This is a genomic window from Rhodopila sp. (genome assembly GCF_965276935.1).
Taxonomy (GTDB): domain Bacteria; phylum Pseudomonadota; class Alphaproteobacteria; order Acetobacterales; family Acetobacteraceae; genus Rhodopila.
The window spans coordinates 602313-627005 of sequence record NZ_CBDIBS010000004.1 but is presented as its reverse complement, the minus strand read 5'-3'; the positions used below and the strand labels follow the sequence as shown (position 1 = coordinate 627005).

21 protein-coding genes and 1 pseudogene are annotated in these 24693 nt (G+C 64.8%); 8 read left to right on the top strand and 14 right to left on the bottom strand.

What is annotated here, in order from left to right; all coding sequences use genetic code 11:
• Window positions 1–33: 33 nt before the first annotated feature.
• The 5 genes from ACQY4S_RS19210 to ACQY4S_RS19190 form a co-directional block, all read right to left on the bottom strand.
• Window positions 34–822 carry a sulfite exporter TauE/SafE family protein gene (locus ACQY4S_RS19210; RefSeq protein WP_428486819.1) on the bottom strand — a complete coding sequence of 263 codons (789 nt, stop codon included), beginning with the start codon at window positions 820–822 and terminating at the stop codon, window positions 34–36.
• A 173-nt stretch (window positions 823–995) separates the two neighbouring features.
• Window positions 996–3188 carry a molybdopterin-containing oxidoreductase family protein gene (locus ACQY4S_RS19205; RefSeq protein WP_428486818.1) on the bottom strand — a complete coding sequence of 731 codons (2193 nt, stop codon included), beginning with the start codon at window positions 3186–3188 and terminating at the stop codon, window positions 996–998.
• Window positions 3185–4882, bottom strand: a complete 1698-nt coding sequence (locus ACQY4S_RS19200) for a thiamine pyrophosphate-requiring protein (protein WP_428486817.1) — start codon at window positions 4880–4882, stop codon at window positions 3185–3187. Before ACQY4S_RS19200 ends, ACQY4S_RS19205 begins: the two co-directional genes overlap by 4 nt.
• Complete coding sequence (locus tag ACQY4S_RS19195; protein ID WP_428486816.1) at window positions 4879–7134, bottom strand: xanthine dehydrogenase family protein molybdopterin-binding subunit; 2256 nt, start codon at window positions 7132–7134, stop codon at window positions 4879–4881. The genes ACQY4S_RS19200 and ACQY4S_RS19195 overlap by 4 nt, the downstream gene beginning before the upstream one ends.
• Window positions 7135–8184 (bottom strand): Ldh family oxidoreductase, encoded by a 1050-nt coding sequence (locus tag ACQY4S_RS19190; protein WP_428486815.1) that lies wholly within the window; start codon window positions 8182–8184, stop codon window positions 7135–7137.
• A gap of 111 nt (window positions 8185–8295) precedes the next feature.
• Here ACQY4S_RS19190 and ACQY4S_RS19185 point away from each other — a divergent pair, with 111 nt between their 5' ends.
• The gene (locus tag ACQY4S_RS19185; RefSeq protein WP_428486814.1) at window positions 8296–9351 is read left to right on the top strand and encodes a WD40/YVTN/BNR-like repeat-containing protein; all 1056 of its coding nucleotides are present in this window, start codon (window positions 8296–8298) and stop codon (window positions 9349–9351) included.
• Window positions 9352–9507: 156 nt separating this feature from the next.
• On the opposite strand, the gene ACQY4S_RS19180 is transcribed toward ACQY4S_RS19185, so the two are convergent.
• The 6 genes from ACQY4S_RS19180 to ACQY4S_RS19155 form a co-directional block, all read right to left on the bottom strand.
• On the bottom strand, window positions 9508–9873 hold the full coding sequence (locus tag ACQY4S_RS19180; protein WP_428486813.1) for a hypothetical protein: 366 nt from the start codon (window positions 9871–9873) through the stop codon (window positions 9508–9510).
• 6 nt (window positions 9874–9879) lie between these two features.
• Window positions 9880–11076, bottom strand: coding sequence for a CaiB/BaiF CoA transferase family protein (locus tag ACQY4S_RS19175; RefSeq protein WP_428486812.1), 1197 nt, complete (start codon window positions 11074–11076; stop codon window positions 9880–9882).
• Between the two features lie 20 nt (window positions 11077–11096).
• Complete coding sequence (locus ACQY4S_RS19170; RefSeq protein WP_428486811.1) at window positions 11097–12239, bottom strand: thiolase C-terminal domain-containing protein; 1143 nt, start codon at window positions 12237–12239, stop codon at window positions 11097–11099.
• A 4-nt stretch (window positions 12240–12243) separates the two neighbouring features.
• Window positions 12244–12654 carry a Zn-ribbon domain-containing OB-fold protein gene (locus ACQY4S_RS19165; protein WP_428486810.1) on the bottom strand — a complete coding sequence of 137 codons (411 nt, stop codon included), beginning with the start codon at window positions 12652–12654 and terminating at the stop codon, window positions 12244–12246.
• Between the two features lie 253 nt (window positions 12655–12907).
• Window positions 12908–14425, bottom strand: a complete 1518-nt coding sequence (locus ACQY4S_RS19160) for an aspartate ammonia-lyase (RefSeq protein WP_428486809.1) — start codon at window positions 14423–14425, stop codon at window positions 12908–12910.
• A gap of 171 nt (window positions 14426–14596) precedes the next feature.
• Complete coding sequence (locus tag ACQY4S_RS19155; protein WP_428483393.1) at window positions 14597–15709, bottom strand: IS630 family transposase; 1113 nt, start codon at window positions 15707–15709, stop codon at window positions 14597–14599.
• On the opposite strand from ACQY4S_RS19155, the gene ACQY4S_RS19150 reads away from it, so the two are divergent.
• The gene (locus tag ACQY4S_RS19150) at window positions 15702–16040 is read left to right on the top strand and encodes a LexA family protein (RefSeq protein WP_428483392.1); all 339 of its coding nucleotides are present in this window, start codon (window positions 15702–15704) and stop codon (window positions 16038–16040) included. The genes ACQY4S_RS19155 and ACQY4S_RS19150 overlap by 8 nt on opposite strands.
• Here ACQY4S_RS19150 and ACQY4S_RS19145 read toward each other — a convergent pair.
• On the bottom strand, window positions 16037–17011 hold the full coding sequence (locus ACQY4S_RS19145) for an NADPH:quinone oxidoreductase family protein (protein ID WP_428486808.1): 975 nt from the start codon (window positions 17009–17011) through the stop codon (window positions 16037–16039). The genes ACQY4S_RS19150 and ACQY4S_RS19145 overlap by 4 nt on opposite strands.
• 149 nt (window positions 17012–17160) lie before the next feature.
• Here ACQY4S_RS19145 and ACQY4S_RS19140 point away from each other — a divergent pair, with 149 nt between their 5' ends.
• Window positions 17161–17898, top strand: a complete 738-nt coding sequence (locus ACQY4S_RS19140; protein WP_428486807.1) for a cyclic nucleotide-binding domain-containing protein — start codon at window positions 17161–17163, stop codon at window positions 17896–17898.
• A gap of 51 nt (window positions 17899–17949) precedes the next feature.
• Here the strand turns inward: ACQY4S_RS19140 and ACQY4S_RS19135 are convergent, their stop codons facing one another.
• Window positions 17950–19011: an acyl-CoA dehydrogenase family protein gene (locus tag ACQY4S_RS19135; RefSeq protein WP_428486806.1), complete on the bottom strand. Its 1062-nt coding sequence runs from the start codon at window positions 19009–19011 to the stop codon at window positions 17950–17952.
• Between the two features lie 81 nt (window positions 19012–19092).
• Window positions 19093–19599 carry a DUF3429 domain-containing protein gene (locus ACQY4S_RS19130; RefSeq protein WP_428486805.1) on the bottom strand — a complete coding sequence of 169 codons (507 nt, stop codon included), beginning with the start codon at window positions 19597–19599 and terminating at the stop codon, window positions 19093–19095.
• A gap of 161 nt (window positions 19600–19760) precedes the next feature.
• Here ACQY4S_RS19130 and ACQY4S_RS19125 point away from each other — a divergent pair, with 161 nt between their 5' ends.
• The 5 genes and pseudogenes from ACQY4S_RS19125 (at window position 19761) to ACQY4S_RS19105 (ending at window position 24534) form a co-directional block, all read left to right on the top strand.
• A complete protein-coding gene (locus ACQY4S_RS19125; protein WP_428486804.1) occupies window positions 19761–20240 on the top strand; it encodes a TspO/MBR family protein in 480 nt (159 codons plus the stop codon).
• 88 nt (window positions 20241–20328) lie between these two features.
• The gene (locus ACQY4S_RS19120; RefSeq protein ID WP_428486803.1) at window positions 20329–21504 is read left to right on the top strand and encodes a zinc-dependent alcohol dehydrogenase; all 1176 of its coding nucleotides are present in this window, start codon (window positions 20329–20331) and stop codon (window positions 21502–21504) included.
• A gap of 19 nt (window positions 21505–21523) precedes the next feature.
• Window positions 21524–22312 (top strand): SDR family NAD(P)-dependent oxidoreductase, encoded by a 789-nt coding sequence (locus tag ACQY4S_RS19115; protein WP_428486802.1) that lies wholly within the window; start codon window positions 21524–21526, stop codon window positions 22310–22312.
• A 91-nt stretch (window positions 22313–22403) separates the two neighbouring features.
• A complete protein-coding gene (locus ACQY4S_RS19110) occupies window positions 22404–23699 on the top strand; it encodes a hydantoinase/carbamoylase family amidase (RefSeq protein WP_428486801.1) in 1296 nt (431 codons plus the stop codon).
• 116 nt (window positions 23700–23815) lie between these two features.
• Window positions 23816–24534 (top strand): annotated as a pseudogene (locus ACQY4S_RS19105) (IS5 family transposase).
• Window positions 24535–24693: the final 159 nt, after the last annotated feature.

Sequence of the window (24693 nt, the reverse complement as noted above, 5' to 3'; positions counted from 1 at the left end):
CTTTGCTGCGTGCTCAGGCGACCCACCAACCTCCTAAAACAGCATACGCCCGCCGACGACGCAGAGCGTCACCGCTAGGATCGGCCGCAGCACATAGTCCGGAACATGTGCCGCCAGATAGCTGCCAAGAATGATGCCGGGGATGGAGCCGGTCAACAAGGAGAACAGCAGCGGCCAGTTCACCGTGCCCAGCCACCAGTGCCCGATCCCGGCGACCAGCGTCAGCGGCACCGCATGGGCGATATCGGAGCCGACGATGACCGCCATCGGTACCTCTGGATACAGCATCAGCAGCGAGGTCATGCCAAGCGCGCCTGCTCCGACCGAGGAGAGTGTGACCAGCACGCCCATCAGTGCGCCGGTCGCGATGGTGAGATGCGCGGCTCGTTGCGGTGGCATTCTGGCGAGAGCTGGCCGCAGAAGTGTAAGAAAACGCTGACGGAAGATCAACGACAGCGCCGTGAGCAGCAACATGGTGCCGAGGACTAGGGAGATGATCTGCCCGCTGGTGGGGCCGGTGAAGTCGTAGTGCGAGATCACCGCCAACGTTGCCAGCGTGGCCGGAACGCTGCCGAGGGCGAGATGGCCGGTAATTTGCCAGTCGACCGTATGGTTTAAACCATGCACCAGGGTGCCAGCGGTTTTCGTCACAGAGGCATACAGCAGGTCCGTGCCCACCGCGGTGGCTGGATGTATTCCAAAAAGCAGCACCAGGATCGGTGTCATGAGCGAGCCGCCGCCCATCCCGGTTTGCCCGACCAGAAGGCCCACGAAGAAGCCGGATAGCGAGAACAGCGGGTTGATGGTGGAAAACAGACTCATGCATGCCTGCCGAATGGTTCAAGCAGTGTACCATAGGTAGTGCGTCGGTATCAGTGGTCTGGCGCCTTCGGCTCTGGCGTTAACAGCCCCGCGTGCGGTGCGGCGTCATGGCCTTACAGGGAGGCTGAAGATGAGAAAATGCGGTGGCTTCCCAACGGCACGTTATGGCCAGATCAAGCCGCCTCGATCTGCACCTGGTTGGTATTGTAGGTTGTCGCACCGCAGGGTGCGGCGCGGTCCATCGTCAGGACATTGGCGCAGCCTCGTGTATCGACGCCATCGGTGCCGGGCGTAAACCAGGCGCCTTCCTTGATCGACACCACTCCACGTGCGATCCGGCTGGTGACCTGCGCCGGCAGCACCGTCGCGCCGATGTCGTTGAACACCCGCACGGGCTGCCTATCCAAGATCCCGCGGGCGACGGCGTCGTCCGGGTGCATCCAGACCGTATCCGGATCAACCCGCGCCAGACCAGGCTGGTTGCCGTGAATGCTGTGGGTCCGCGCACGAGACTTCGGCGTGCACAGGCTCAATGGAAACCGCCGCGTGTCGTCGGGCGGCGCGATCCAGGTCGGGATCGGCGGAATGACGCCGAGCCCGTATGGATCGGGATTGGCCGCCAGAGAAGGCGAGTAGATCTCTATCCGGCCCGATGGCGTGCCGAACCTGTGCTGTTGCGGATCGCGGATTTGGGCGGCGAAGGCCACCGCATCGGTGGGCGCGGCGAACCGGGCCACACCCTGTCGCGCGAAGGCGTCGAAATCATCTACTGCACCGGCAGTGAGGTGCCTCAGCCACTCGGTCTCGGTCCTGTCGTTGTAGCCGTTGATGCCGACGCGGCGCGCCAATTCGCTGAAGATGTCGATGTCGTTGCGGCATTCATGCATCGGCTCGATCGCCTGGCGCATGTAGATCGCGTAGTGCCCGGCGCCGGCCCATGGCGTGTGGACGTCGTTGCGCTCCCAGAAGGTCGTCGCCGGCAGCACGATGTCGGCCAGGCGCGCGGTCGGCGTCAGGAAGTGGTCCTGCGCGACGAAGAGCTCCACCTTGTCCAGCGATGCCGCCATCTTGCCGATGTTCGGGCACTGGTTGAACAGGTCGCCGCCTGAGGAATAGATCATGCGGATGTCAGCCGGATAGCCGCCTGCCTTGCCGCGCGCCAGCAGATCCGCCAGCAGCGGCGACGCCACCTTCGCATCGATCGGGTTCTTGCCGGTTGGCAGGCTCTTGATCCCCGAGCGTCCGGTTGCGCCGTTGCTGACGCCGGAACTGCCGCCGCGGATGCCGACATTGCCGGTAATCGCCGCCAAGGCATAGGCGGCGCGGTGAAACTGCTCCCCATACACCGTTCGGCCAGCGGCGTAGCCCGCCTGGATCGCCGCCGGTTTGGTCGAAGCGAACTCGATCGCCAAGCGGCGGATCGTTTCGGCCGGTATGCCGGTGATCGCCGCCGCCCAATCGGGCGTCTTCGGCTGCCCGTCGCGCAGCCCCAGCAGGTAGGATCTGTAGGAGGCACCCGCCGGCACCTCGCCCTCATCAAAGCCGAATACGTAACGATCGCAATAGGCTTGGTCGTGCAGGTTCTCGGACACGATCACATAGGCCATGGCGATCAGCGCCGCGGCGTCGGTGGAGGGGCGGATGAAGACGTGCTCATCCGCCAGTTGCCGGCTGGTCATGGTCACGCGCGGATCGACGCAGACGATACGGGTGCCGTGCCGCTTCGCATGTTTCAGATACTGCATCGTGCCGGTGCCAAACGTGCCGTCGCCAGGGCTCCAGCCCCACATCAGGATCAGTTTGGAGTTGACGAAATCCGTCGGCTCCCGGCCCGCCGACTTGTAGTCGTTAACGCCGTAGGTGGTGCGGACCGCGAACACCTCGGCCTCCGCCGACATGTTGGACCAGAGGTCGGTACAGCCGCCGAACATGTACAGGAAGCGCTGCGCCGCCACCCGGCCATGCAGCATGGACTGGCTGCCGGTGCGGGAGGCATCGAGGATCGCCGCATTGCCATACGTTTCGCGAACCCGCAGCATCTCGCGCGCGACGATATCCAGCGCCTCGTTCCAGGCGATCCGCTCGAACTGACCGGAACCGCGCGGGCCAGTGCGGCGCATTGGGTGTCGGAGCCGGTCGGGGTGATAGGTGCGCTCGATCTGGCCGACGCCGCGGGCGCAGGCCGGCAGCGGCGGATGGTCAGGCTTCCAGCGGCGGGCGTCGGTGGAGATATGAACGATGCGTCCCTCCGCGACATGCGCGTTGACGACGCAGCGGCCGCCGCAGTTGTGGCCGCAGGTGCTGGTGATGATCGTTTCGCCTGGTTTGGCTTCCGCACGCGGGGCTTCGTAGATCGTGGCACTCATGCCGGGCTGTCGCAGACGACGTTCAGCAAGGCCTGCCGGCCGGAGCGAACGGCGGCGGCGGCGCGTTGCAGCGCGGCCGGCAGATCGTTCGGCCGTTCAACCTTTTCGCCGTATCCATCATGCGCCGCAACGATCTTTTCGAAAGACGGAGCCGGCAAGTTGGCCAGCAGGCGCCCGTCCGCCTGCGCCGCCAGGCCGTTGCCGTACATGTCCAGCGTTGCCCGCCGCACCGCGCCATACAGGGCGTTGTTATAGATAATCGTCAGCACGGGAAGGTTCTGCATCTGCGATGTGTAGTGACAGGCCGTCGGATTGGCAAACATGTACGCACCATCACCCAGCACCGAAACCACCAAGCCTCTCGGCGAGGCCAGCTTGACGCCTAGCGAGGCGGGGAAACCCCAGCCGAGGCCGCCGGCGGAGGACAGGGCGAACAGGCTGCCGGGCGTGTGCAGCGGGCAGTACTCCTGCCGGAACGAATACTCGCTGATCACCTTCGTGTCCGCATCGATCACCGCGCGCAGGCAGTGATTGAGCCATGGCAGGCTGATGGTCTCCGCCTGTCCAGCGCGTTCTGCTTCCTGCTGCCAGGCATTATGCAACCGGCGGGACCGGTCGCGCAGATGCGCATCCCGGGCAGCGACATGAGGCATGGCACGATCGGCGAGCGCAGCCTCCAGGGCTTCCAGCACTGACAGACAGGTGGCGGTCAGCGTCAGGTCGGACGAAAAGCCGCGCATCGGCAGGCGCATGTGCAGCGGGTCCTCGCCGATCTGCACGACACGCGCGTCAGCCGGCGGCGACTCCTTGGATGGTAGCCATGGAACATCGGCTTCGAACACAATCACCAAGTCGGCGTCTGTCAGCAAGGCACCGGGCACGGAACCCTGGAACATCGGATGGTCCGCCGATAGGGCAAAGTAGCGGGTCTGGTAGGGGATGACGGGCAGCGCGTAACGCTCGGCCAGGCGCGCCAGCACGATACTGTCGCGCGGGTCCTTGCCCAGCATCCCCGTCACGATCAGCGGATTCCTCGCCGCCGCGATCCAGTCGGCCAGGGTCTCGATGTCGCCGGCGTGCGGCTCCGGCGCGCGGGGGACCGCTCGGCGGCCGTGGTTGCTTTCAGCCGGCGCCGCCAGCACCTCGCCCAGCACTTCGCGCGGCAGACTGAGGTACACCGGGCCTTGCGGTGAGGCCGAGGCGATCTCCAGCGCGCGATCGACGGTGGCGGCTGCCTGGTCGCCGCGCTTCATCTCGTAGTCCCACTTAACCAGCTCACGCAGCATGCCCGCCTGATCGAACATCTCTTGCGCCCACTGGATATGCGCGCTGCGCGACCCATCGGCGCCGTGTTCGGTGAAGGGCGTGCGGCCGGAGGTCAGCAGCATCGGCACGCGGTCTCGGCTGGCGTTGATCAGCATGTTGATGGCGTTGGCCGTGCCGACGTTGGTGTGCAGCATCACCGCCTGTGGCTGACCGGTGACCAGGGTGTAGCCATGCGCCATGGCGACGGCGGCGTTTTCGTGCGGCACGACCATTGGTCGGGGCACCGGCCGGTTGGTGCCGGCGGCGCGGGCGAAGGCTTCCACGATCGGCGGGAAATCGGTGCCGGGATTGACGAACAGGTGAGCGATCCCGTGCGCGGCGAGCGCTTCCAGATAGGCCTCGGCGGCAATGCGTGGTGGTTGGGTCATGGTTTTCCCGCGGATTGGATCGCCCGCCAGATGCGCTCCGGCGTGGCGGGCATGTCGATATGGCTGACGGCAAGTGGTGCCAGGGCATCGAGCACAGCGCTGATAATGGTCTGCGGCGCGGCGATCGCTCCCGCCTGGCCGGCGCCCTTCACCCCCAACGGGTTCGCCGCCGTCGGCACGCCGGTCAGGGTGACGTCCAGGTCCGGCAGGTCGATGGCGCGGGGAATCTGGTAGTCCATGAACGAACCGCTGAGCATCTGGCCGGAGTCTGGATCGTAGACCGTGCGTTCGTGCAGCGCCTGACCGATGCCCTGGGCAAGACCACCCTGCACCTGGCCCACCGTCAGCAGCGGGTTGATCAGGTTGCCGTAATCATCCACCGCCGTGTAGCGGTCCAGGGTCAGAGATCCCGTTTCCGGATCAATCTCGACTTCCGCGACATGGCAGCCGTTGGGGATGGTGATGATGTCGAGCAGGTTCCAGACGTAGGTGTCGAGCGACGTATCGCGCGCGACGGTCAGCAAATCGACTGAGCGGGTGCCGGCGGTGAAAGCGCCATCGGCGAAGGTCACCTGATCCGGTGCGGCCTGCAACAGCCTAGCGGCGACGACCTTGCCTTTCTCGATTACCTGCCGCGCGGCGGTGAACAGCGCCGCGCCACCCATGTGCATGGAGCGGGCACCGCCATGTCCGTTGCCTTCCGGAATTTCCGTTGTGTCCGCTTGAATGTAATGAAACGTCTCCAGCGGTAGCCCGAACAGGTCGGCGGCGATCTGCGGATAGGCTGTCTCGTGGCCTTGGCCGTTGCTCTGGGTGCCGATCAGCAGGGCCATCTTATCGTTGTCAAGGAAGCGGATCTCGGCGCCTTCGTTCGGCGCACCGCGCGCGGTTTCCAGGAAGCAGGCGACGCCGAGGCCGCGCAGCCGGCCCTGGCGTTCACTGGCCGCCCGGCGGGCCGGGAAACCGGCATGGTCGGCCAGTGCCACCACGTCATCGATGTTGCCAGCGAAACGGCCGCAGTCGACCAGGGTACCGAGTGCCTTCCGGTAGGGAAACGACGCGATCAGGTTGCGGCGGCGCAAGGTGATCGGATCGAAACCGCATTGGCGGGCAGCGTGATCGATCAGGCGTTCAATGAGATAGTTCGCCTCCGGCTTGCCGGCGCCACGATAGGCATCGATTGGCGCCGTGTTGGTGAAAGCGGCGTGGACATCCATGAAGATCGCCGGGATCACGTAGCCGCCGCCCATCGCCGCCGCCGGCGCGTTGGTCGAACTGCCCGGACCGCCGCCCGACATGTAGGCACCCAGGCCGGCGATGGTGCTGACATCCAGCGCCAGGAAGGTGCCGTCGGCATCCAGCGCCAGACGCACGCATGAGACGTTGTCGCGGCCCTGCGCGGCGGTGAGGAAATCCTCGCCGCGATCCTCGATCCATTTCACCGGGCGCCCCAGGTGGCGGGCGGACCACAGCAGCAGCACCCATTCGGGATACAGGCAGTTCTTGATGCCGAACCCACCGCCGACATCCGGCGCGGAGACACGAATCTGGTCACGTGGGCAGCGAAAGACCGCGTCAGCCAACTGGTCGCGGATCGCGTTGACGCTGGCGGCGGAGACGAACAGGTCGTAGCAGCCGTCTGCCCAGCGCCCGATCGCTCCCCTGGTCTCCATCGGCGCGATCACCAGGCGGTTGTTGACGACCGTAATCTCGGCCACATGGGCGGCGCCGGCGAAGGCCGCTTGCACCGCCGCCTGATCGCCGCGCTGGAACTGGAATGACAGGTTGCCGGTGTCCCATAACGGCGGCGCGTCGGGTTGAAGTGCCGCGGACGCGTCCACGATGCAGGGCAACGGCGTGTAGTCCACCACCACCTGCTCCGCCGCGTCGCGGGCCGCGAGTTTCGTTTCGGCCACGACAAAGGCGACCGGATCGCCGACGTGGCGCGTGCGGCGATTCGCCAAAGCCGGCCGCGGCGGCACGATCATCGGCGCGACAGTCGCCACCTGGGTCGCACAGGGCAGATGACCGAGATCAGCGATGTCATCATGCGTGTAGATACCCAGCACGCTGGGCGCCACGCGCGCCGATGCCGTATCGATCCGGTCGATCAGCGCGTGGGCGTGCGGCGACCGCACGACATGCGCCCAGACCTGGCCGGAATCGTTGACATCATCGACAAACAGGCCGCGCCCGGTGAGAAATCGATGGTCTTCAAGACGCCGGGTTGACTGCCCGATGAAGGGCGCCATTCAGAAGCCTAGTTTCTCGGAAAGGCCGTAGCCCTGCGCCAGATCCCGCAGTTTTTCCCAGGTGGAGTCCTCGATCGGCACGCCGTTCTTGCGGCGGTCCTGTTCCTTGCGGAACTCGATTTCGCCAGGGTAGAAGACCTCGGTGAAGCCTTGCGCCGGGGGTGTCGCCTTCAGGTACTCGGCGAACTCGGTCACCTCCCGCCTGAAGGTGTCCAGGGCGCGGAAGGCGGCGACGTTGAACACTGCGATGAAGCAGCCGTCGTTGTGCCGACCGGTCGGTTCGACACCGAAACCCAGGCCGGTCAGCAGCCCGGACAGGATCTCGACGATCGCGGCTAGGCCGGTGCCCTTGTAGCCCTCGGTGCCGCCCACCGGCAGCAGGGCACCGCCGGACCGCAACACGCGCGGATCGGTGGAAGGCCTGCCCTCGGCATCGATCAGCCAGCCGGCCGGCACCTGATCGCCGCGGGCGGTGGCGACGTTGATCTTGCCGGCGGCGGCGGCGGAGGTCGCCATATCGAACACCAGCGGTCCTTCCAGGTTGGACGGGATGGCGAAACACAGCGGATTGGTGCCCAGGCGCGCCTTGGCGCCGCCGTAGGGCGCGACGTGCTTGGGGCCACGCCCGGAGTCGGCGGTGATCATCGCGATCATCCCTTCGCCGGCGGCGATCAAGGGATAACTGGCGAGGCGGCCGATGTGGCTCTGGCGGAATACCGTGGCGGCGGCGACGTTCTGGGTCTTCGCCTTGTCGATGGTGTAGCGCATCGCCCGGTCGGTGACGGCGTAGCCAAAACCCCAGTTGCCGTCGATCACCGTGGTGGTCGCGGTTTCCTGGGTGATGACCCAGGGCGCCTGCGGCACGATGTGGCCGGCCTTGACCCGGTCAATATAGGTCGGGATCAGAATGATGCCGTGGCTGTCATGCCCGACCAGATTGGCGCCGATGTTGTAGCGGGCAATTACGCTCGCCTCCTGCTCCGACGCGCCGGCAGCGATCAGCAGCGCCTCGGCGATGTCGGTCAGTCGTTCCGCTGACACGTTGGGCATGCATGCTCTCCCCAATTGCTGTGCGCTTCACGCTAACCCAGGCCCGGCGGGTTGGCCAGAACGCCAAAACAGGCGTAGCGTGTTTAACGAAGACGTATCAATGGGAGTGGGATGATGGCAAGCAAGTCCAACGTCTATGCCGGCGTCGCGGGTTATGCCGGCCGAGCGGATCAGACGGGAAAAGTGGGGGTGTTCCGACGGCCGGCGGAGACCAGGCAGTGGGAGCATGTGCTGGCGGAGCACGAGGCCTACACGGTGAACGTGCATCCGACCAATGCGAACGTGGTGTTCGCCGGCACCGCCGATGGCGTCTACCGCAGCACCGACCGCGGCAAGACGTTCCAGCGCACCGACTTTCCAGACAAGGGCATGCAGATCTGGTCGTTTCTGGTGGATGCCGGAAATCCCAGGCTGATCTATGCCGGCGGCTCGCCGATCTCGATGTATCGTAGTGATGATATGGGGGAAACTTGGCGGGCGCTGCCTGACCCTGGGATGCCGGACCGGGCAGTGATGCCGTTCGCCTGCCGGGTGATGCGGCTGGCGCAGCAGCCGTCGCAGCCGGCGACGATTTACGCCGCGCTGGAAGTGAACGGGGTGATGCGCTCGACCGATGGCGGCGAAAGCTGGCGCGATTGCAGCGCTGACCTGATCCGGCTGGCGCAGTTGCCGCATCTAAAAAGCAAGATCGTCAGCGACACCTTCAACGAGGGCATGCTGGACGGCCACGCCATCGCCATCAACCCGAGTGATCCGGACAAGGTCATCGTCGCGGTGCGGATGGGGCTGTTCCAGACTGCCGACCAGGGTGGCACCTGGCAGGACATGGAGGTCGGGCGGTTCTCTCCCACCACCTACGGCCGGGACATCAAGGTGTCTCCGGCGGATGGCAACACGCTGTATACGGCGCTGAGCGTCGCGGCCGCCAGCAAGGACGGCGGGGTCTACCGCAGCACCGACAAGGGGAGGACATGGAAACGTTTCGACAAGGTGCAGGTGCACGGCACCATCATGTCGGTGGCGCTGCATCAGACGGACCCGGACCAGGTGTACATCGGCGCCCGGTACGATGGGGAGATCCACGGCACCGAGGATGGTGGGGCGACATGGCAGGCCTTGCCGCTGCCGTCCGGCGTGAAGGACATCTATTCGGTGGCGGTGGGGTAGTCATTCTCGCGGCGGCTACGGCTGTATCCATGGCGAACGGATCGGCGTGTCTGAGCCGGCATAACGGCCTAAGCCACTACAGAGGCCCCGGAACGTCATGGTGTGCCTTCGCATACCATGACGGACAAAGGCGTGGGCGCCTCGTCCCAGGGAGCGTCACCCCAGGGCGCTCCATGCCAGGAACAGCACGTAGCCGGTGAAGGCGACCCCGGCATGGATCGTCATCATCACCGCCGGCCCCTTCCGGCGCAGCACCAGCAGCGCAACGCCCGTGGCGACGGCCGCGGCGAGCAGCCAGGCCGCTGTGGTGCCGAACGATCCGGCACCCATGGCAACGTCGCGCGGTGGCCCTCGCAGCGCCAGCAGCAGGGCCGCCAGTCCGGCTGCGCCGACGATGCCATGTGCAATGCCGACAATCAGCGGCGGCCGGGACGCGGTCTCGGTCGCGCGCAAATGCCAAAGCACCAGGATCAGGCCGGCAACAGCCGCGATAGACAGCAGATAAACCGCGAGGGTCAGCAAGGCGGCCTACGCCACGACGCCCAGCTCGCGCAGGCGTTCTATGTCGTCAGCCGAGTAGCCGGCTTCCCGCAGCACTGGCTCGTCATGCTGCCCGACCGCGGGCGCACGCTGGGCTGGCACCTTCTCGACGCCATCGATGTGAAATGGTGTCATCACCGTCAGGGTCTGCCCGTCGCCGAACGGCACCAGCGCGCCGGCGTGGCGCATCTGCGGATCGTCCAGCGCCTCGTTCACCGTGGCGACGATGCCGAAGGTGACGCCGACCGCATCCAGCGTGGTGCGCCAGTCGGCCAGATCGCGCGTGGCGAACACCGCATCCAGGATCAGCACCAGCTCGCGGGCGTGCTGCTTGCGCGCGGCCGGCGTGGCGAAGCGTGGATCATCGGTCAGTTCGGCGCGTCCGATGGCGGACAGGAACGAGCGCAACTGCCGCTGCTCGTTGAACAGCGCCATGATGAACCAGCGCCCGTCGCGGGAGCGGTAGTGGTTCGCCAGCGCGTTCGGCGGATCGTCACGCCGGGGACGCAGCGGCACATCCTCACCGAACAGACGGGTCTGCACCGCACAGCCATTCGCCCACAGGCCGTTCTGCAACAGGGATGACCGCACGACACCACCCGCTCCGGTCTTCTCCCGCCGGTACAGCGCCGTGACGATCGCGGCATACAGCCCGGTGGCGCTGGGATGGTCCCCCATACCGGGCATCGAGCGCACCGGCACCGTCTCGGCATCCGCTCGCATTATGTCCATCAGGCCGGTACGCGCCCAGTAGGCGGTCGAATCGAACCCGGTCTTGGCAGCTTCCTCGCCGGCTTCGCCGTAGGCCGTAAAGGAGCCATAGATCAGTCGCGGATTAAGCGGCAGCAGGTCCGCCGGCGCCATCCGCAGCCGGTCGCGCACCGGCAGCGGAAAGTTGGTAATAAAAACATCAGCCGAGGCGGCCAGCCGGTGCAGCACCGCCTGGCCCTCGACGTGCTTCAGGTCCAGCGCCAGGCTGCGTTTATTGCGTGACGTCAATTGCCAGTAGTAGTCGACCGTCTTGCCCTGGATCGGCTGCGAGGCGCGCCAGGGATCGCCGGCGCCAGGGGGCTCGATCTTGATCACGTCGGCGCCGAAATCCGACAACATCGTCGCCGCCGCCGGTCCGGCGATCCAGCTCGCGCAATCGATGACTTTCAGGCCCGAGAACAGGCTTTCGGTCATGACCGAACTCCCTTCGTCCGCTACGGCGCCTGGTTGCTGAAGATGATCGTGCCGGATGCCGCGAACATTCCGCCGACGCCGTGACAGACGGAAATCCTCGCCTCGTCGATCTGTGCCGCCGCCGTTCCGCGCATCTGGCGTACGCTCTCCTGCAACGCGTACATGCCGTACATGCCGGAGTGCATGTAGGACAGCCCGCCGCCATTGGTATTCAGCGGCAATGATCCACCCGGTGCCGTGTTGCGGCCGGCGATGAAGCCGCCGGCCTCGCCCTTCGGCAGGAAGCCCAGATCCTCCAGCCCATAGATTGGCAGATGCGCGAAAGCATCGTAGATCATCAGGTGATCGACGTCCTTGTGCGCAATCCCCGCCTCCTTGAACGCCGTCGGACCGGCAACACGGAACGCGCGGGACGAAGTGAAATCTTCCATCTGGCTGACCATTGGGGTTTCCGCGCTTTCGCCGGTGCCCAGGATATAGACCGGCTTGGTGGGGAAATCCCTGGCGCGGTCGGCCGAGGTCAGGATCAGCGCGCCACCGCCGTCGGTGACCAGGCAGCACATCAGCAGCCGGAACGGATAGGCGATCATCCGGCTGCCCAGCACGTCGTCCGTGGTGATCAGATTGCGAAACGTCGCGCGCGGGTTCTTCGACGCCCATTCGCGCTGCACGACAGCAACCTGCGCGATCTGCTCCGCCGTCACGCCATACGTCTTCATATATCGCAACACCGGAATCGTAAACATGCTCGGCGGACCCATCGGACCAAAGGGCTGCTCGAACTGACCGTTCAGCGACTGCGGGTGAACCGAGCGCGGCGGGTTGCCGATGCGGGACTTGCCGCTTTCGCCATGGGTCACCAGGATGGTCTTCGCCAGCCCCGACTCGATCGCCGCCGCGGCGTGACGGACATGGATCATGAAGCTGCAACCACCGACCGATGTGCCGTCCACCCAGGTCGGCGTGATGCCCAGGTAATGCGCGAGCTGCACCGGTGTCTCGCCTGCGGTGGCGATGCCGTCGATGTCCTTCGGCTTCAGGCCGCAGTCGGCCATGGCGTTGATCGCGGCATCGGCGTGCAGGCCGAGCTGCGACAGGTCGGGGATAACGCCCAGCTTGCTGGTTTCGGCGGCGCCGACGACGGCGACTGTGTTATGCGGCATCGGATCAGCCTTTCACCGGACGGAAGAAGGGGAGCGTGATCGTGTCGGTCTGCGGCTCGAACACCACCTGCAGCGGCATGTCCAGCACCAGCGCCTCCGGCGTCTGCGGACAGTCCACGATGTTGGTCATCATGCGCGGGCCCTCGTCCAGTTCCACCACGGCAATGGCGTAGGGCGGCGTGAAGCCTGTGACGGGCCGATGGTGGATGACGTAGCTGTACAGCTTGGCGCGGCCGCTGGCCTTGGTGACGGAGATACTGCGCGAGGCACATACCGGGCAGAATGGCCGCGGCGGAAAGTAGATCTTGTTGCAATCGTCACAGATCTGCAACAGCAGCTCGTTCGCCTTGGTGCCGTCCCAGAAATGCTGCGTCTCTGGCGTCGCCTGCGGCAAGGCGCGTCCGGGTGTGGCCATGGTTCGTTGTACTCCTGTCCGTGGTTACTCCAGATAAGGCCAGGGCTCTGCCCTGGACCCGCAAAGGGGGCTAGCCCCCTTTAATCCCGCTAATAAGGGGAATGGGGGAGGGGGGGCGACCGAGACGGCTGCAACACCTGTGTCGCCCCCTCTCCCCCCATTCCCCTTGATGGGTTCTAAGGGCGTCAGCCCTTAGCGGGGTCGAGGGGCAGAGCCCTCGCCTTCCTTAAGCCACCCCGGCCCACGCAGCAACCTACGCACGCGCCACAACCACCTTCGCCCGCGACGGCCGCGTCATCGCCTCCAACTGCAGCAACTCGTCGAGCTGCACCGGGGTCAGCAGCCCCTCATCCAGCACGACCTCCGCCACCGACCGCCGCTCCGCCAGGGCACGACGAGCGACCCGGGAAGACGCCTCGTAGCCCAGCGCCGGAACCAGGGCGGTGACTAGGCCGATGCTGCCGCGGACCAGGCTTTCGCAGCGCTCCCGGTCCACCTCGATGCCCTCGATGCAACGGGTGCGCAACGTCTCGACTGCCGCGGTCAGCATCCGCAGCGCGTTCAGCACGCAGTAGCCGATCGTCGGCTCGAACGCGTTCAACTGAAGCTGGCCGCCTTCCGCGCACATCGTCACCGTCAGGTCGTGGCCGATCACCAGGAAGGCGACCTGATTGACCACCTCCGCGATCACCGGGTTGACCTTTCCAGGCATGATGGAGGAGCCGGCCTGCACCGCCGGCAGCCGGATTTCGCCGATGCCGGTGCGCGGCCCGCTGGAGAGCAGACGCAGGTCGTTGCACAATTTGGAGAGTTTCACTGCCACCCGCTTCAGCAGGCCGGAAAACAGCACGAACGCCCCCATGTCCGATGTCGCCTCGATCAGGTTGACCGCCGGCACCAGCGGCTGATGGGATGCCCGCGCCAGTTCCTCCACCGCCAGGGTGGCGTAGCGCGGATCGGCATTGATGCCGGTGCCGATCGCGGTGGCGCCTAGGCTGACTTCGCGAAACAGGCCGCCGATCTCAGCCAGGCGGGCGACATCTTCCTTTAAGGTGGCGTGGAACGCATCAAATTCCTGCCCCACCGTCATCGGCACGGCATCCTGTAGCTGCGTGCGGCCCATCTTCAGCACGTCGGCGAATTCCACCGACTTGGTCTTGAAGGCGAACGCCAGATCGTCCAGCGCGGTCACCAGCGGCATGGTGGCGAAGATCACCGCCAGGCGCATGGCGGTCGGATAGACGTCGTTGGTGGACTGCGCCATGTTGACGTCGTCGTTGGGATGCAGCGCGGCGTAATGCCCGCGCGGGTGGCCCATTACCTCCAGCGCGACATTGGCGATCACCTCGTTGGCGTTCATGTTGGTCGAGGTCCCGGCACCCCCCTGGATCGCATCGACGACGAATTGATCGTGGAAGCGGCCCTGTTCGGCGATCAGCAGGCACGCCCGCTCAATGGCGGCGGCCTTGTCGGGCGCCAGGTGCCCCAGGCGCCGGTTTGCCCGCGCCGCCGCCAGCTTGACCAGCGCCAAGGCGCGGACGAGATTTGGGAAATGGCCGACCGGCACGCCGGTGATCGGGAAGTTCGCCACCGCGCGCTGGCTGTGGATGCCCCAGTAGGCGGAAGCCGGCACATCCGCCTCACCAAGCAGGTCATGCTCCCGGCGGGTTTCAGCAGAGGCGGTAAGCAGCGGGTTCGATGGCTCCAGTCCCGTGCGCTCGCCGACGACCAGCGGCGGCGGAAGCGGAACTGGTTCGGTTCCGTCTGTCATAGATTGTTTCGTCCTAGGTTCAATCATTCAGTCATTCTGGTGCTCTGAGCCATGCTGCAACGTCCGAATGTGTCAGCGCACTAGATTGCTTGTGTAAGCCGATTCAGCCAACAGGCCGAAGTGCCCGTTGGCATCGGACCACTAGTAACTCTGCACAGTGATTTTGAACGGTTAAGTGGTGTCGGGATAGGCGCGAGCCAGCTTGTCTCTCGCCTTCTGCGTCGTGAACTTCCATTGGATCCGTGCGCCTGACGCGTTGCGTTGGCTTTGCCATGCTTTGATTTCGGTGTTGAGAACGTCGCGCTCACCGATCCGGCGATCCAGGCACTGGCCGCGCAGCACGCCGATCTCAATCTCCACCATGTTCAGCCAACTGGCATGTTTGGGTGTGTAATGAAATTCCAGGCGCTGAAGAATACGGTGCGCTTCGGGTGCCGGGAAGGTCTCATATAGCGCCCCGGCGGTGTGGGTTGAAAGATTGTCCAGCACAACCCGGATCTGGTCGGCATCTGGATAGTGGGTATTGGCCAGATCACGCATGCAGACGGCGAAATCCTGCGCGGTTCGCTGGTCTGTCACCTTTACATGACGCCAGGGTCTGTGTGCGTCGAGAAACACGAACAGATTGGCGGTGCCGTTACGGCGGTATTCGCAATCATAGCGCTCCGGCTGACCCGGTTCGGCCGGGATCGGCTCACGTACCTCGCCGATCAACTGGGTCGGACTTTCGTCAAAGCACACCACCGGGCGCTTCGCATCAGCCGTCTCGGCGTAGAGATCGAGCACATCCTCCATCCGCGCGACATAGGCGCCATCAATTTGTGGAATGCACCACATCTCCCGCCGCCACGGCTTTAGATCGTCTTCTGCAAGGCGCCGGCGCACGGTCTCGCGCGACAGATCCTCATGCTCGGTCAGCCTCACCATCTCGCCGGCCAACAGATCGAGCGTCCAGCGCTTGCGCCCCACCGGCGGGGTGGTGCAGGCCGTTGCCACCAGCAGCGCGGTCTCCTTGCCGGACAGCTTGCGCGAAGTCCCTGGGCGGACCTCCTCGCTGAGCGCCAGATCCAGGTTGCCCTCGACGAAGCGTCGCTTGGTGCGGTAGACCGTCGAGGTGCCAACCGAGACGCTGTTGGCGATCACGTCGTCGCTGACACCAGCATCGGCGGCCAGCAGGATCTGAGCCCGCTTGATCTTGCGTGCTGCGTGTTTGCCGCCGTTCAGCAGCGTCGTGAGGTGTGCGCGCTCCGCCTCGCTCAGATCGACCCGATACCGTATGGTCATCGCCGTTCCTTTCCCTTCAAGGACAACGATGAGTCGAGCTGTCGATGCGCTGCGACCGCAATTTACCCCCAGACAGGGCCAGTTTTTGGCGTATATCGACGCTTATACTCTGGTGAACGGGCGCCCGCCGGCGGAGGCGGACATGATGCGGTTCTTCCGCCTCACGCCTCCAAGCGTCCATCAGATGGTGCTCACCCTCGAGCAGGCCGGGCTGATCTCACGCAAACCAGGCTTCGCACGGAGCATCGTCGTCCTGCTTGAGCGTTCCGCTTTGCCTGAACTACTTCCAGGACACGCTCAACCGGTCAAAACCTCTGTGCAAAGGTACTAGCTCAGCAGCACGGCCTTGCCGATGACCGCGCGATCGATCACCACCTGCAACGCCTCGGCCGCCTGATCCAATCGGAAGGTGTGGGAAATCCGCGGCCGTAGCTTGCCTTGTTTGGCCAGTGTCACCAACGCCTTCATGTTGGTGGCCGCCAGGGCGGGCTCGTTCTCGTTCAAGCCGCCAATCCGCACGCCGATCGCGTCGATGCCCTTGATCAGCAGGTAATTGCTGCGGATATTCGTTGGACCGCCGCCCAGGAAACCCAGGATCAGCAGCCGGCCCCCCCAGGCCAGGCAACGCAGCGACTCCTCCGCCACCTTGTCGCCGATCGGGTCATAGACGATATCGACGCCGCGTCCGTCGGTCAGCGCTTTCACCTGATCGACGAAGCCGGAACGGTAGTCGATGGCATGATCCGCGCCTTCCTCCAGGCAGGCGGCACGTTTGGCCGCCGATCCGGCGGTGGCGATCACTCTGACGCCGAACGCCTTCGCGACCTGGATCGCGGCGATGCCGATGCCGCCGGCCGCGCCGTGCACCAGCACCCACTCGCCGTCCCGCATCCGCCCACGCTGCAGCAGCGCATGATAGGCCGTCGTATAGGCGCCACGAAAGACACCTGCCTGGGCCAGGCTCATGCCCGCCGGAACCTTGTCGCACAGTGCCGCTGTCGCATTGCCTAGCTCGGCGCAGGCACCAAGCGTGTGACGGCTCATGACCACGTCGCCAGGCGCGAAATCCGTTACATCAGTGCCAATCGCAACGACATGACCCGCTGCCTCGCCGCCTGGAATGAACGGCGGGTCCGGCCGGAACTGATACTTGCCCACCAGCATCAAGACATCGACATATTGAACGCCCCGCGCGGCGATGCGCACCTGAATTTCGCGCGCTTCCGGCGGCGGCGGATCGGCGACATTCCGCAAGGCCAGCACCTCGGGTCCGCCGAACCGCTCGCACAGCATTGCTTTCATGATAATGCCCCCCTGCCTGCCACACAAAGAATTGTATCAAATGATACATACTCGCCGCATTTTGAATTTCTTGCTTGATCCTGGTCAAATTCATCCGGTAGATCATGCGGATGACATATCAAACAAGGCGCAAGGACCAAACGTCGGACATGTCCCATGCAACTCTCACACTTGCCCCCAATCCCGCCGATGGGCGCCTTGTTACCCAGGCGCTGCGCGCGATCCCGCTGCTGCGTGATCTTGATGAAAGCTTGATGGACCGGCTGGCCCGCATCAGCAAGATTATCTCGGCCCCGGCGGGCACCGAGGTATGCCGACAGGCTGAGGCCCCGGACGTCCTCTACATCGTGCTGGATGGACAACTGGCGGCCTCCAGCACCGCCGCCAACGGCAGTGCCGCGGTGGTGGAGGTCATTCGTCCCGGCGCCATGATCGGCCTGGCCACCCTGCTTGCCCGTTTGCCCCGATTGCTCAATGCCCGCGCCATTGGCCATTGCCGGCTGCTGTCGATCGAAGCCGCCGGCCTGCTGTCGCTGGTGGAGCAGGAGACATCGCTCGTCACCGCCCTGTTGCGGGCCGAGGCGCAGGATTTTCACGCCCTGGTACGCCAGGTCTGCGATCTGAAACTGCGCACCACGGCGCAGCGGCTGGGTTGCTACCTGCTGTCGCTCTGCACTGAACCAAGCGGCAACGTCGTCGCGCTGCGCCTGCCGTTCGACAAGCGGCTGCTCGCCGCGCGCCTGGGCTGCCGGCAGGAAAATCTGTCGCGCGCCTTCGCCACGTTGCGTGGCCTCGGGGTCGAGACGCATGGCGCGCGGGTCATCCTGCACGATATTGCCAGCCTGCGGGACTACGCATTGCCGGATGATCCAATCGATGCGGACTAGGTGTGAGTTGATGGCGTATCATTCCATTAAGCAAACGACGCAATCATCTACTCAGGCGGCGGTGATTTCCGGCCAGAGCCGGTCGGCACCAGCCTGAGCCATATAGCGGCCAAGCAGCCTGCTCCACTCGATGTCCTTGCCGAATTCATCACGCCAGGACCATAGCCGGCGGGTCAGGAAATGCAGATTGTGCTCAAAGGTAAAGCCGATCGCACCGTGTATCTGATGCGCGATGGATGCACCGATGCCGGCGGCCTCTCCGGCGCGCGCCTTGCCGGCGGCGATCGGCAGCACGTTCACGCCGCCGTCCATCGCCTCCGCCGCCAGATCGGCCGCGGCGACGGCGGCGGCCGTCTGGCCGGCTAGGATCGCCAGGTTCTGCTGCACCGCCTGGAACTTGCCGATCGGCCGGCCAAACTGCACGCGGTTCCGCGCGTAGTCCGTCGTCATCGCGGTCAGCCGCGTCAGTGCGCCGGCGATCTGCTGGGTTCGCATTGCCGCGCCCACCGCGCGCAGGTGTGGCACGTCCACATCGGCGGGCGCGGCCGCCAGTGCCATACCCTCCAGCCAGACGGTATCGCGCGGCTCGTGCGCCACATTCTCTCCCCGCTCGAGAGACCAGACGTCATTGTTGGCCAGTGCGATCCAGGGTTGCCCGGCGTGCTGCACCAGCACTGCCATTGCCGTGGCATTGCGTGCCCAGGGAATTCGGGTAAGCGTGCCGGATAGGTGCCAGCCATTGTCCTTGGACGTCAGGCGGATGCCCTCGTTGTCGCGCACCGGACCAAGGGTCAGCGGCCCTTCCGGGATCGCCAGGTTCGCCTTCGCCAGCAGCCAGCTTGCCAGCATGGTTTCGGCCAGCGGCAGCGGTATTGCATGTTCGCCGGCGGTTCGCAGCAGCGACAGCGCAGCGGTGACCGGCACGCCAAATCCCCCCGCCCGTTCCGGCACCAGCGCCCAATGCAGCCCCGCCGCCTCGATCGCGGCCCATAGATCGGCTGACCAGGCACCCTGGTCCGCCGCCCGTTGCGTCGTGGTGTCGCAGCGGTCCTGGAACACGCGGCCGGCGGTTTCCCGCAGCATCTCGCTAATGGCGTCATCATGGCTGTTCATGGCGTGGCCTTTCCCAAAGCCATGCAGCTTATCATGAACACCATCAGCGGGATTACCCCCTGGCAAATCACCTGTGGCCAATCACCCCCTGGCCACGATGTGCACGACGATGACGGCGAGGCTTGCCACCGGCACCAACATCTGCACCGGACGCAATCGCTTGAAGAACAACGGCGCCTCGCGATAGCTGGCCGCCACGGGATCGAGCACCCCAATGCTGGCATAGCCAACGATCAACAGGCCGAGAGATGCCAGCAGCCAAGGCAGGACCAGCGACGCCAGCGCCAGCAGGAAAAGCCATAGCATGGTTGTCATCTGCGCCACATCCTCGCCGCCCGGCGTGCGGAAGCTCAGGCCACGCCGGACGCCTGCCAGGAAGGACAGGATCGCGCCACCCCAGATAACCGTCAGCCTGGCCGCCCAGGCGCTGGCGCCATCGTTCAAGATCCAGATGCCGGCCGCGCCGAGGACGAACGGCACCATGGCGATGGCGCCGAAGAACAGGCCCAGCCACGGCACCGCCGGCGTTTCCTCAACGCGGAACGTCGCCTTCTCCGGATTGGGGCCATGCGCGGATGTCGACTTCATAAAGCACCTTTCATGCCGCACCCGCGGCAATCGTCCTAATCCTGATCCGCGCCGGCGGTTTCGCCCCCTGCCTTTTCGTGATTGCCGCCACCGGTCCGTACGTGAACCGCGCGGCGTCACCCGCGTTACTCCCGCGCTCTGCTTTTTGGAGTTCTCAAGTCATGCAAACGCGTACCGCGGCACTTGTCAGTATCGGATCCGTGGCGGCGGCCGCGCTCGTCGGCGGCAGCTTTGGCCCGCAAGAGCCGAGCGCCGGGGTTTGGTATGCGTCGCTGCGCAAGCCGCCCTTCACACCACCGGGGTCAGTCATCGGGATCACCTGGGGTTTTCTTGAAACGCTGCTCTGCGTGGCTGGCACAAGGCTGCTTGGCAGCCCGCCAAGTTCAGCGCGTGGCGTCGCGCTGGCGTCATGGGCGGCCACACTGGTGGGTCTGGCAGGCTATCCAGCGGTTTTCTTTGGCCGCAAACGGCTGGGCGAAAGCGCGGTCGTCGCCACCGCCATGTTCGCTGCCACGGCGGCCACCACGGCCGCCGCGGAACGCGTAGACAAGCCGGCCTCCGCCGCGATGGCGCCGCTGGTTCTATGGACTGGTTTCGCCGTGGTGTTGAGCGAGGAACTTCTTCGACTGCGCGCCCGCTGATACGCAGGATGTGTACACGGGGCATGGGAACGGCGGCACGACCCGGTCCGTTGCCGCCGCAATCCTGGTCAAAAAGAGAGACACCACGATGAAGGCGCTGACATGGCACGGCAAAGGCGACATCAGGTGCGAGAGCGTGCCTGATCCGCGGATCGAGCATCCACGCGACGCCATCATCAAGGTGACTGCCTGCGCCATCTGCGGATCCGATCTCCACCTCTACGACGGCGTCATCCCCACCATGCATCGCGGCGACGTGCTCGGCCACGAAACGATGGGCGAGGTCATGGAGATCGGCAGCGAGAACACCAAGCTGAAGAAGGGCGACCGCGTCGTGGTGCCGTTCACGATTTCCTGCGGCGAGTGCTTCTTCTGCAAGCGCGGGTATTTCTCCGGCTGCGAGCGGTCTAATCCAAATGCCAAGATGGCCGCGGAGCTTTGGGGCCACTCGCCGGCCGGACTGTTCGGCTATTCGCATCTGCTGGGCGGGTTCCCTGGCGGCCAGGCCGAGTATCTGCGCGTGCCGTTCGCCGACGTTGGGCCGATCAAAGTGCCGGAAGGGCTGACAGACGAACAGGTGCTGTTTCTGTCTGACATTTTTCCGACCGGCTACATGGGCGCCGAGTTCTGCGATATCAAGGGTGGCGAAACGATCGTGGTGTTCGGCTGCGGCCCGGTTGCGCAATTCTCCATCCGCGGTGCCTTCCTGCTGGGTGCCGAACGGGTCATCGCTGTTGATACGGTGCCAGAGCGATTGAAAATGGCCGAAGCCGCTGGCGCGATTACCATCGACTTTATGAAAGAGGATGTCTACGACCGCATCCAGGAACTGACGCATGGCCGCGGCGCGGATGCCTGTATCGATGCCGTTGGCACAGAGCCGCATACCTCGGCCTCATTCGATTCAATGCTTGACCGGGCAAAGGTCGCCGCGTTCGCCGGCACCGACCGGCCGCATGTGCTGCGCCAGGCGATCAACAACACCCGGAATTTCGGCATTGTTTCGATTATCGGTGTCTATGGCGGCTTCGTCGACAAGGTGCCGATGGGCAGCGCGATCAACCGCGGGCTGACCTTCAAGATGGCGCAGACGCCAGTGCAGCACTACCTGCCCAAGCTGATGCAGCGCATCGAGAAGGGCGAGATCGACCCGTCCTTCGTCATCACCCACAAGGTGAGCCTAGAAGCCGGTCCGGAGATGTACAAAACATTCCGTGACAAGCAGGACGGTTGCATCAAGGTCGTGATCAAACCGGGTCTTTAGGAAACAGGAGATTAGCCCGATGGCCGACACCATTCGTCAATTCGCGATCGTCACCGGCGCATCGGCCGGTATTGGTTACGAGTTGGCCAAGCAGTGTGCCCAAAATGGCTTTGACCTGCTGGTTGCCGCCGATAATGCGGAAATTGAACAGGCCGCCGCTGCCTTCCGGAAATTGGGTGCCAAGGTCGAGGCGGTGCAGGCCGACCTCTCCGGACCTGAAGGTGTAGACAAGCTTTACCACGCAATCGGGGCCCGGAAGGTGGATGCCTTGCTGGCCAATGCGGGGCGTGGGCTTGGACATGGGTTTCTGGATCAGGACCCGGCCGCCTGGCGCGCTGTCGTCGACACCAACATCACCGGCACCCTGCTACTGCTGCAGAAAGTCGGCCGCGACATGCGGGCGGCCGGCGCTGGCCGGATCCTGATCACCGGCTCCATCGCGGGATTCCTGCCCGGCACGTATCAGGCGGTCTACAACGGCACCAAGGCGTTCCTCGACAGTTTTTCATTTGCGCTGCGTCATGAACTCTGGGGCAAGGGTGTCAGTGTAACTTGCCTGATGCCCGGCGCGACGGAGACTGATTTCTTCGAGACAGCGGACATGATGGACACCAAGGTCGGCCAGGCGAAGAAGGACGACCCGGCCATGGTGGCGCAGGTCGGCTTCAAGGCGATGATGAACGGCGAGGGCGACGTCGTGGCCGGCTGGCACAACAAGCTTCAGACGGCGATCGCCAGCGTCACACCCTCTGGCGTTCTGGCCGAGATGCACCGCAACATGGCGCAGCCGAAAAATCCTGCCGCATAGCTGGCCCCAATACAGGCCTTTAATGGACGCCTGTGGCATCCGAGCCGGGGGCGCTTTGCTTTCGCCCCGGCCGATGCTGTATTATCTTGGGATGACTGAATCAGCCACGTCAAGTGCCGACGCCATAAAAGCGGCAATCGAGGCGCAGCGGCAGCCAATGCAGGCGCTGTTCGACCAGCTTCACCTGGACGGGTTGGACGAACCAGGCGTGTCGCGCGATCCCTATGGCGCCGGTGAGCAGCGAGCGCATGCCACCGTGACCAGGGCGGCGAAAGCGCTCGGCCTGCAAATCGGGCACGACGCTGTCGCCAATCTCTACATGACCCTGCCAGGGCATGACCGGACCGCGCCGGCCATGGTCATCGGCTCGCATCTGGATTCCGTGCCGCATGGCGGCAACTTCGATGGTGCCGCCGGGGTGCTGGCCGGCCTTGCCGCCGTCTCGGCATTGCGGACCTTGGGCCTGACGCCGGACCGCGACATCACCGTGATGGGCATTCGTGCCGAGGAAAGCGTCTGGTTCCAGGTCTCCTACATCGGCAGCCGCGGCAGCCTGGGAACCTTGCCTGATGGTGCGCTGGATGTGCGGCGCATCGACACCGGCCGCACCCTGGCCGATCATATCGCCGATTGCGGCGGCAACCCAGCCGCCTTGCTCGCCGGCCGCCGCCACTTCGCGTCGGGAAGCATACACGCTTATCTGGAACTGCACATCGAGCAGGCGCCCGGCTTAGTGGAGGCCGATCGATCCGTTGCGATCTGCACCGGTATTCCGGGCAATTTCCGTTATCCTGATGCCTGGATCGAAGGACGCCACGACCATGTCGGACTGCCGCGGCGCTTCCGCCGAGACGCCGCGACCGCTGGCGCGGAATTCGCCATGGCGCTCGATGCACTGTGGGAAGACCATGAGAGCCGAGGCATCCCAATGGCCTGCACGCTGGGCCGCTTCCATACGGACATGGCCGCGCATGGGCTGACTATCGTGCCGGGACGGTTCCACTTCAGCCTAGATGTCCGCGCATATGACGCAGCCGTTCTGGGCGAACTGGACCGCGAGGTCGACCGCATCATCGATGGGATCGAGCAGCGCCGCGGTGTGCGCTTCCATCTCGGATCCAAGGCGCAGGCCGCCGTCGGACCTGTCGATCCGGCAATTAGGACAGGATTGGCAAGCGCGGCGAAGGCTCAGGAAATTCCGGTGCTGCAAATCGGCAGCCCGGCGTCGCATGACGGTGCCGCCTTCGCCGCCGCCGGTGTGCCAATCGGCATGATTTTTGTACGCAATGAAAACGGCAGCCACAACCCACACGAGGCCATGACGATCGACGACTTTCTGGATGGGGTAACGGTCATGGCGCACTGGATCGTCGAAAACCTGGTTTAGGGCGTGTCGTCAATTGAGGGGTTCCAACGCGGTGGAAACTCTGGTTCAAAGCGGGTCAGCCTTACGGGAGCTGACCAATGCGACGCTACGTCCTTCGAGACGATTAATGGGAGCGTATCTGTGACCTTTTGCCAGGCCGCGAGGGCTCGGTTGGGGTCACCGCGGCGAACAACCGCTTGTTCGTCGAGGCGGTGCTGTTCCGCTTTCACGCCGGCGTTCCCTAGCGTGAGCTGCCCGAGCGGTTCGGCGATGGCGTGAAGGTCCACCGCCGCTTTAGCCGATGGGCGAAAGCGGGCGTGTGGGAGAGACTGTTTTAGCCACTTGGCGGCAGACGCGGATAATGAGTATGCGATGATCGACAGCACCATCGTGCGCACCCATCAGCACAGCGCCGGCGCCCAAAAAAGCCGGCGAAGAGCAGGCCATCGGCCGCTCACGCGGCGGGTTGAGCACCAAGATCCACGCCCTGGTCGATGCGCTGGGCAACCCTGTTGCGTTCTGCCTGACCGGCGGACAGGCCCACGATCTGGTCGGCGCCGACCACCTGCTGCCCGACATAGCGGCTGACATGCTGATCGCCGACAACGCGTTCGATGCCAACGAGCGGGTGATTGAGCCGCTGGCCGAAGCCGGCAAGACGGTGGCGATCCCGCCCAAAGCCAACCGCCGCGTCGCGCGGGACTATGACCGCGATCTCTACAAGGCGCGCCACCTGATCGAGAACTTCTTCACCAAGCTCAAGCAGTTCCGCGCCATTGCCACGCGCTATGACAAGACCGCTCGCAACTTCCTTGCTGGCGTTTACCTGGCTTCCACCGCAATCTGGCTCAATTGACGACACGCCCTAGTTGTCCGGGAAAGGCGTGATATCGGGCAAATCAGCGTGACACCGCTCGGTCGCCACGTCCTCTCGGAATAGGCATCCGGCATTTCCGATAGTCGTCTTGTCACTCCAACCGCCAATGCCACCTTCCAAGTTCGGCGGAGCCCTACT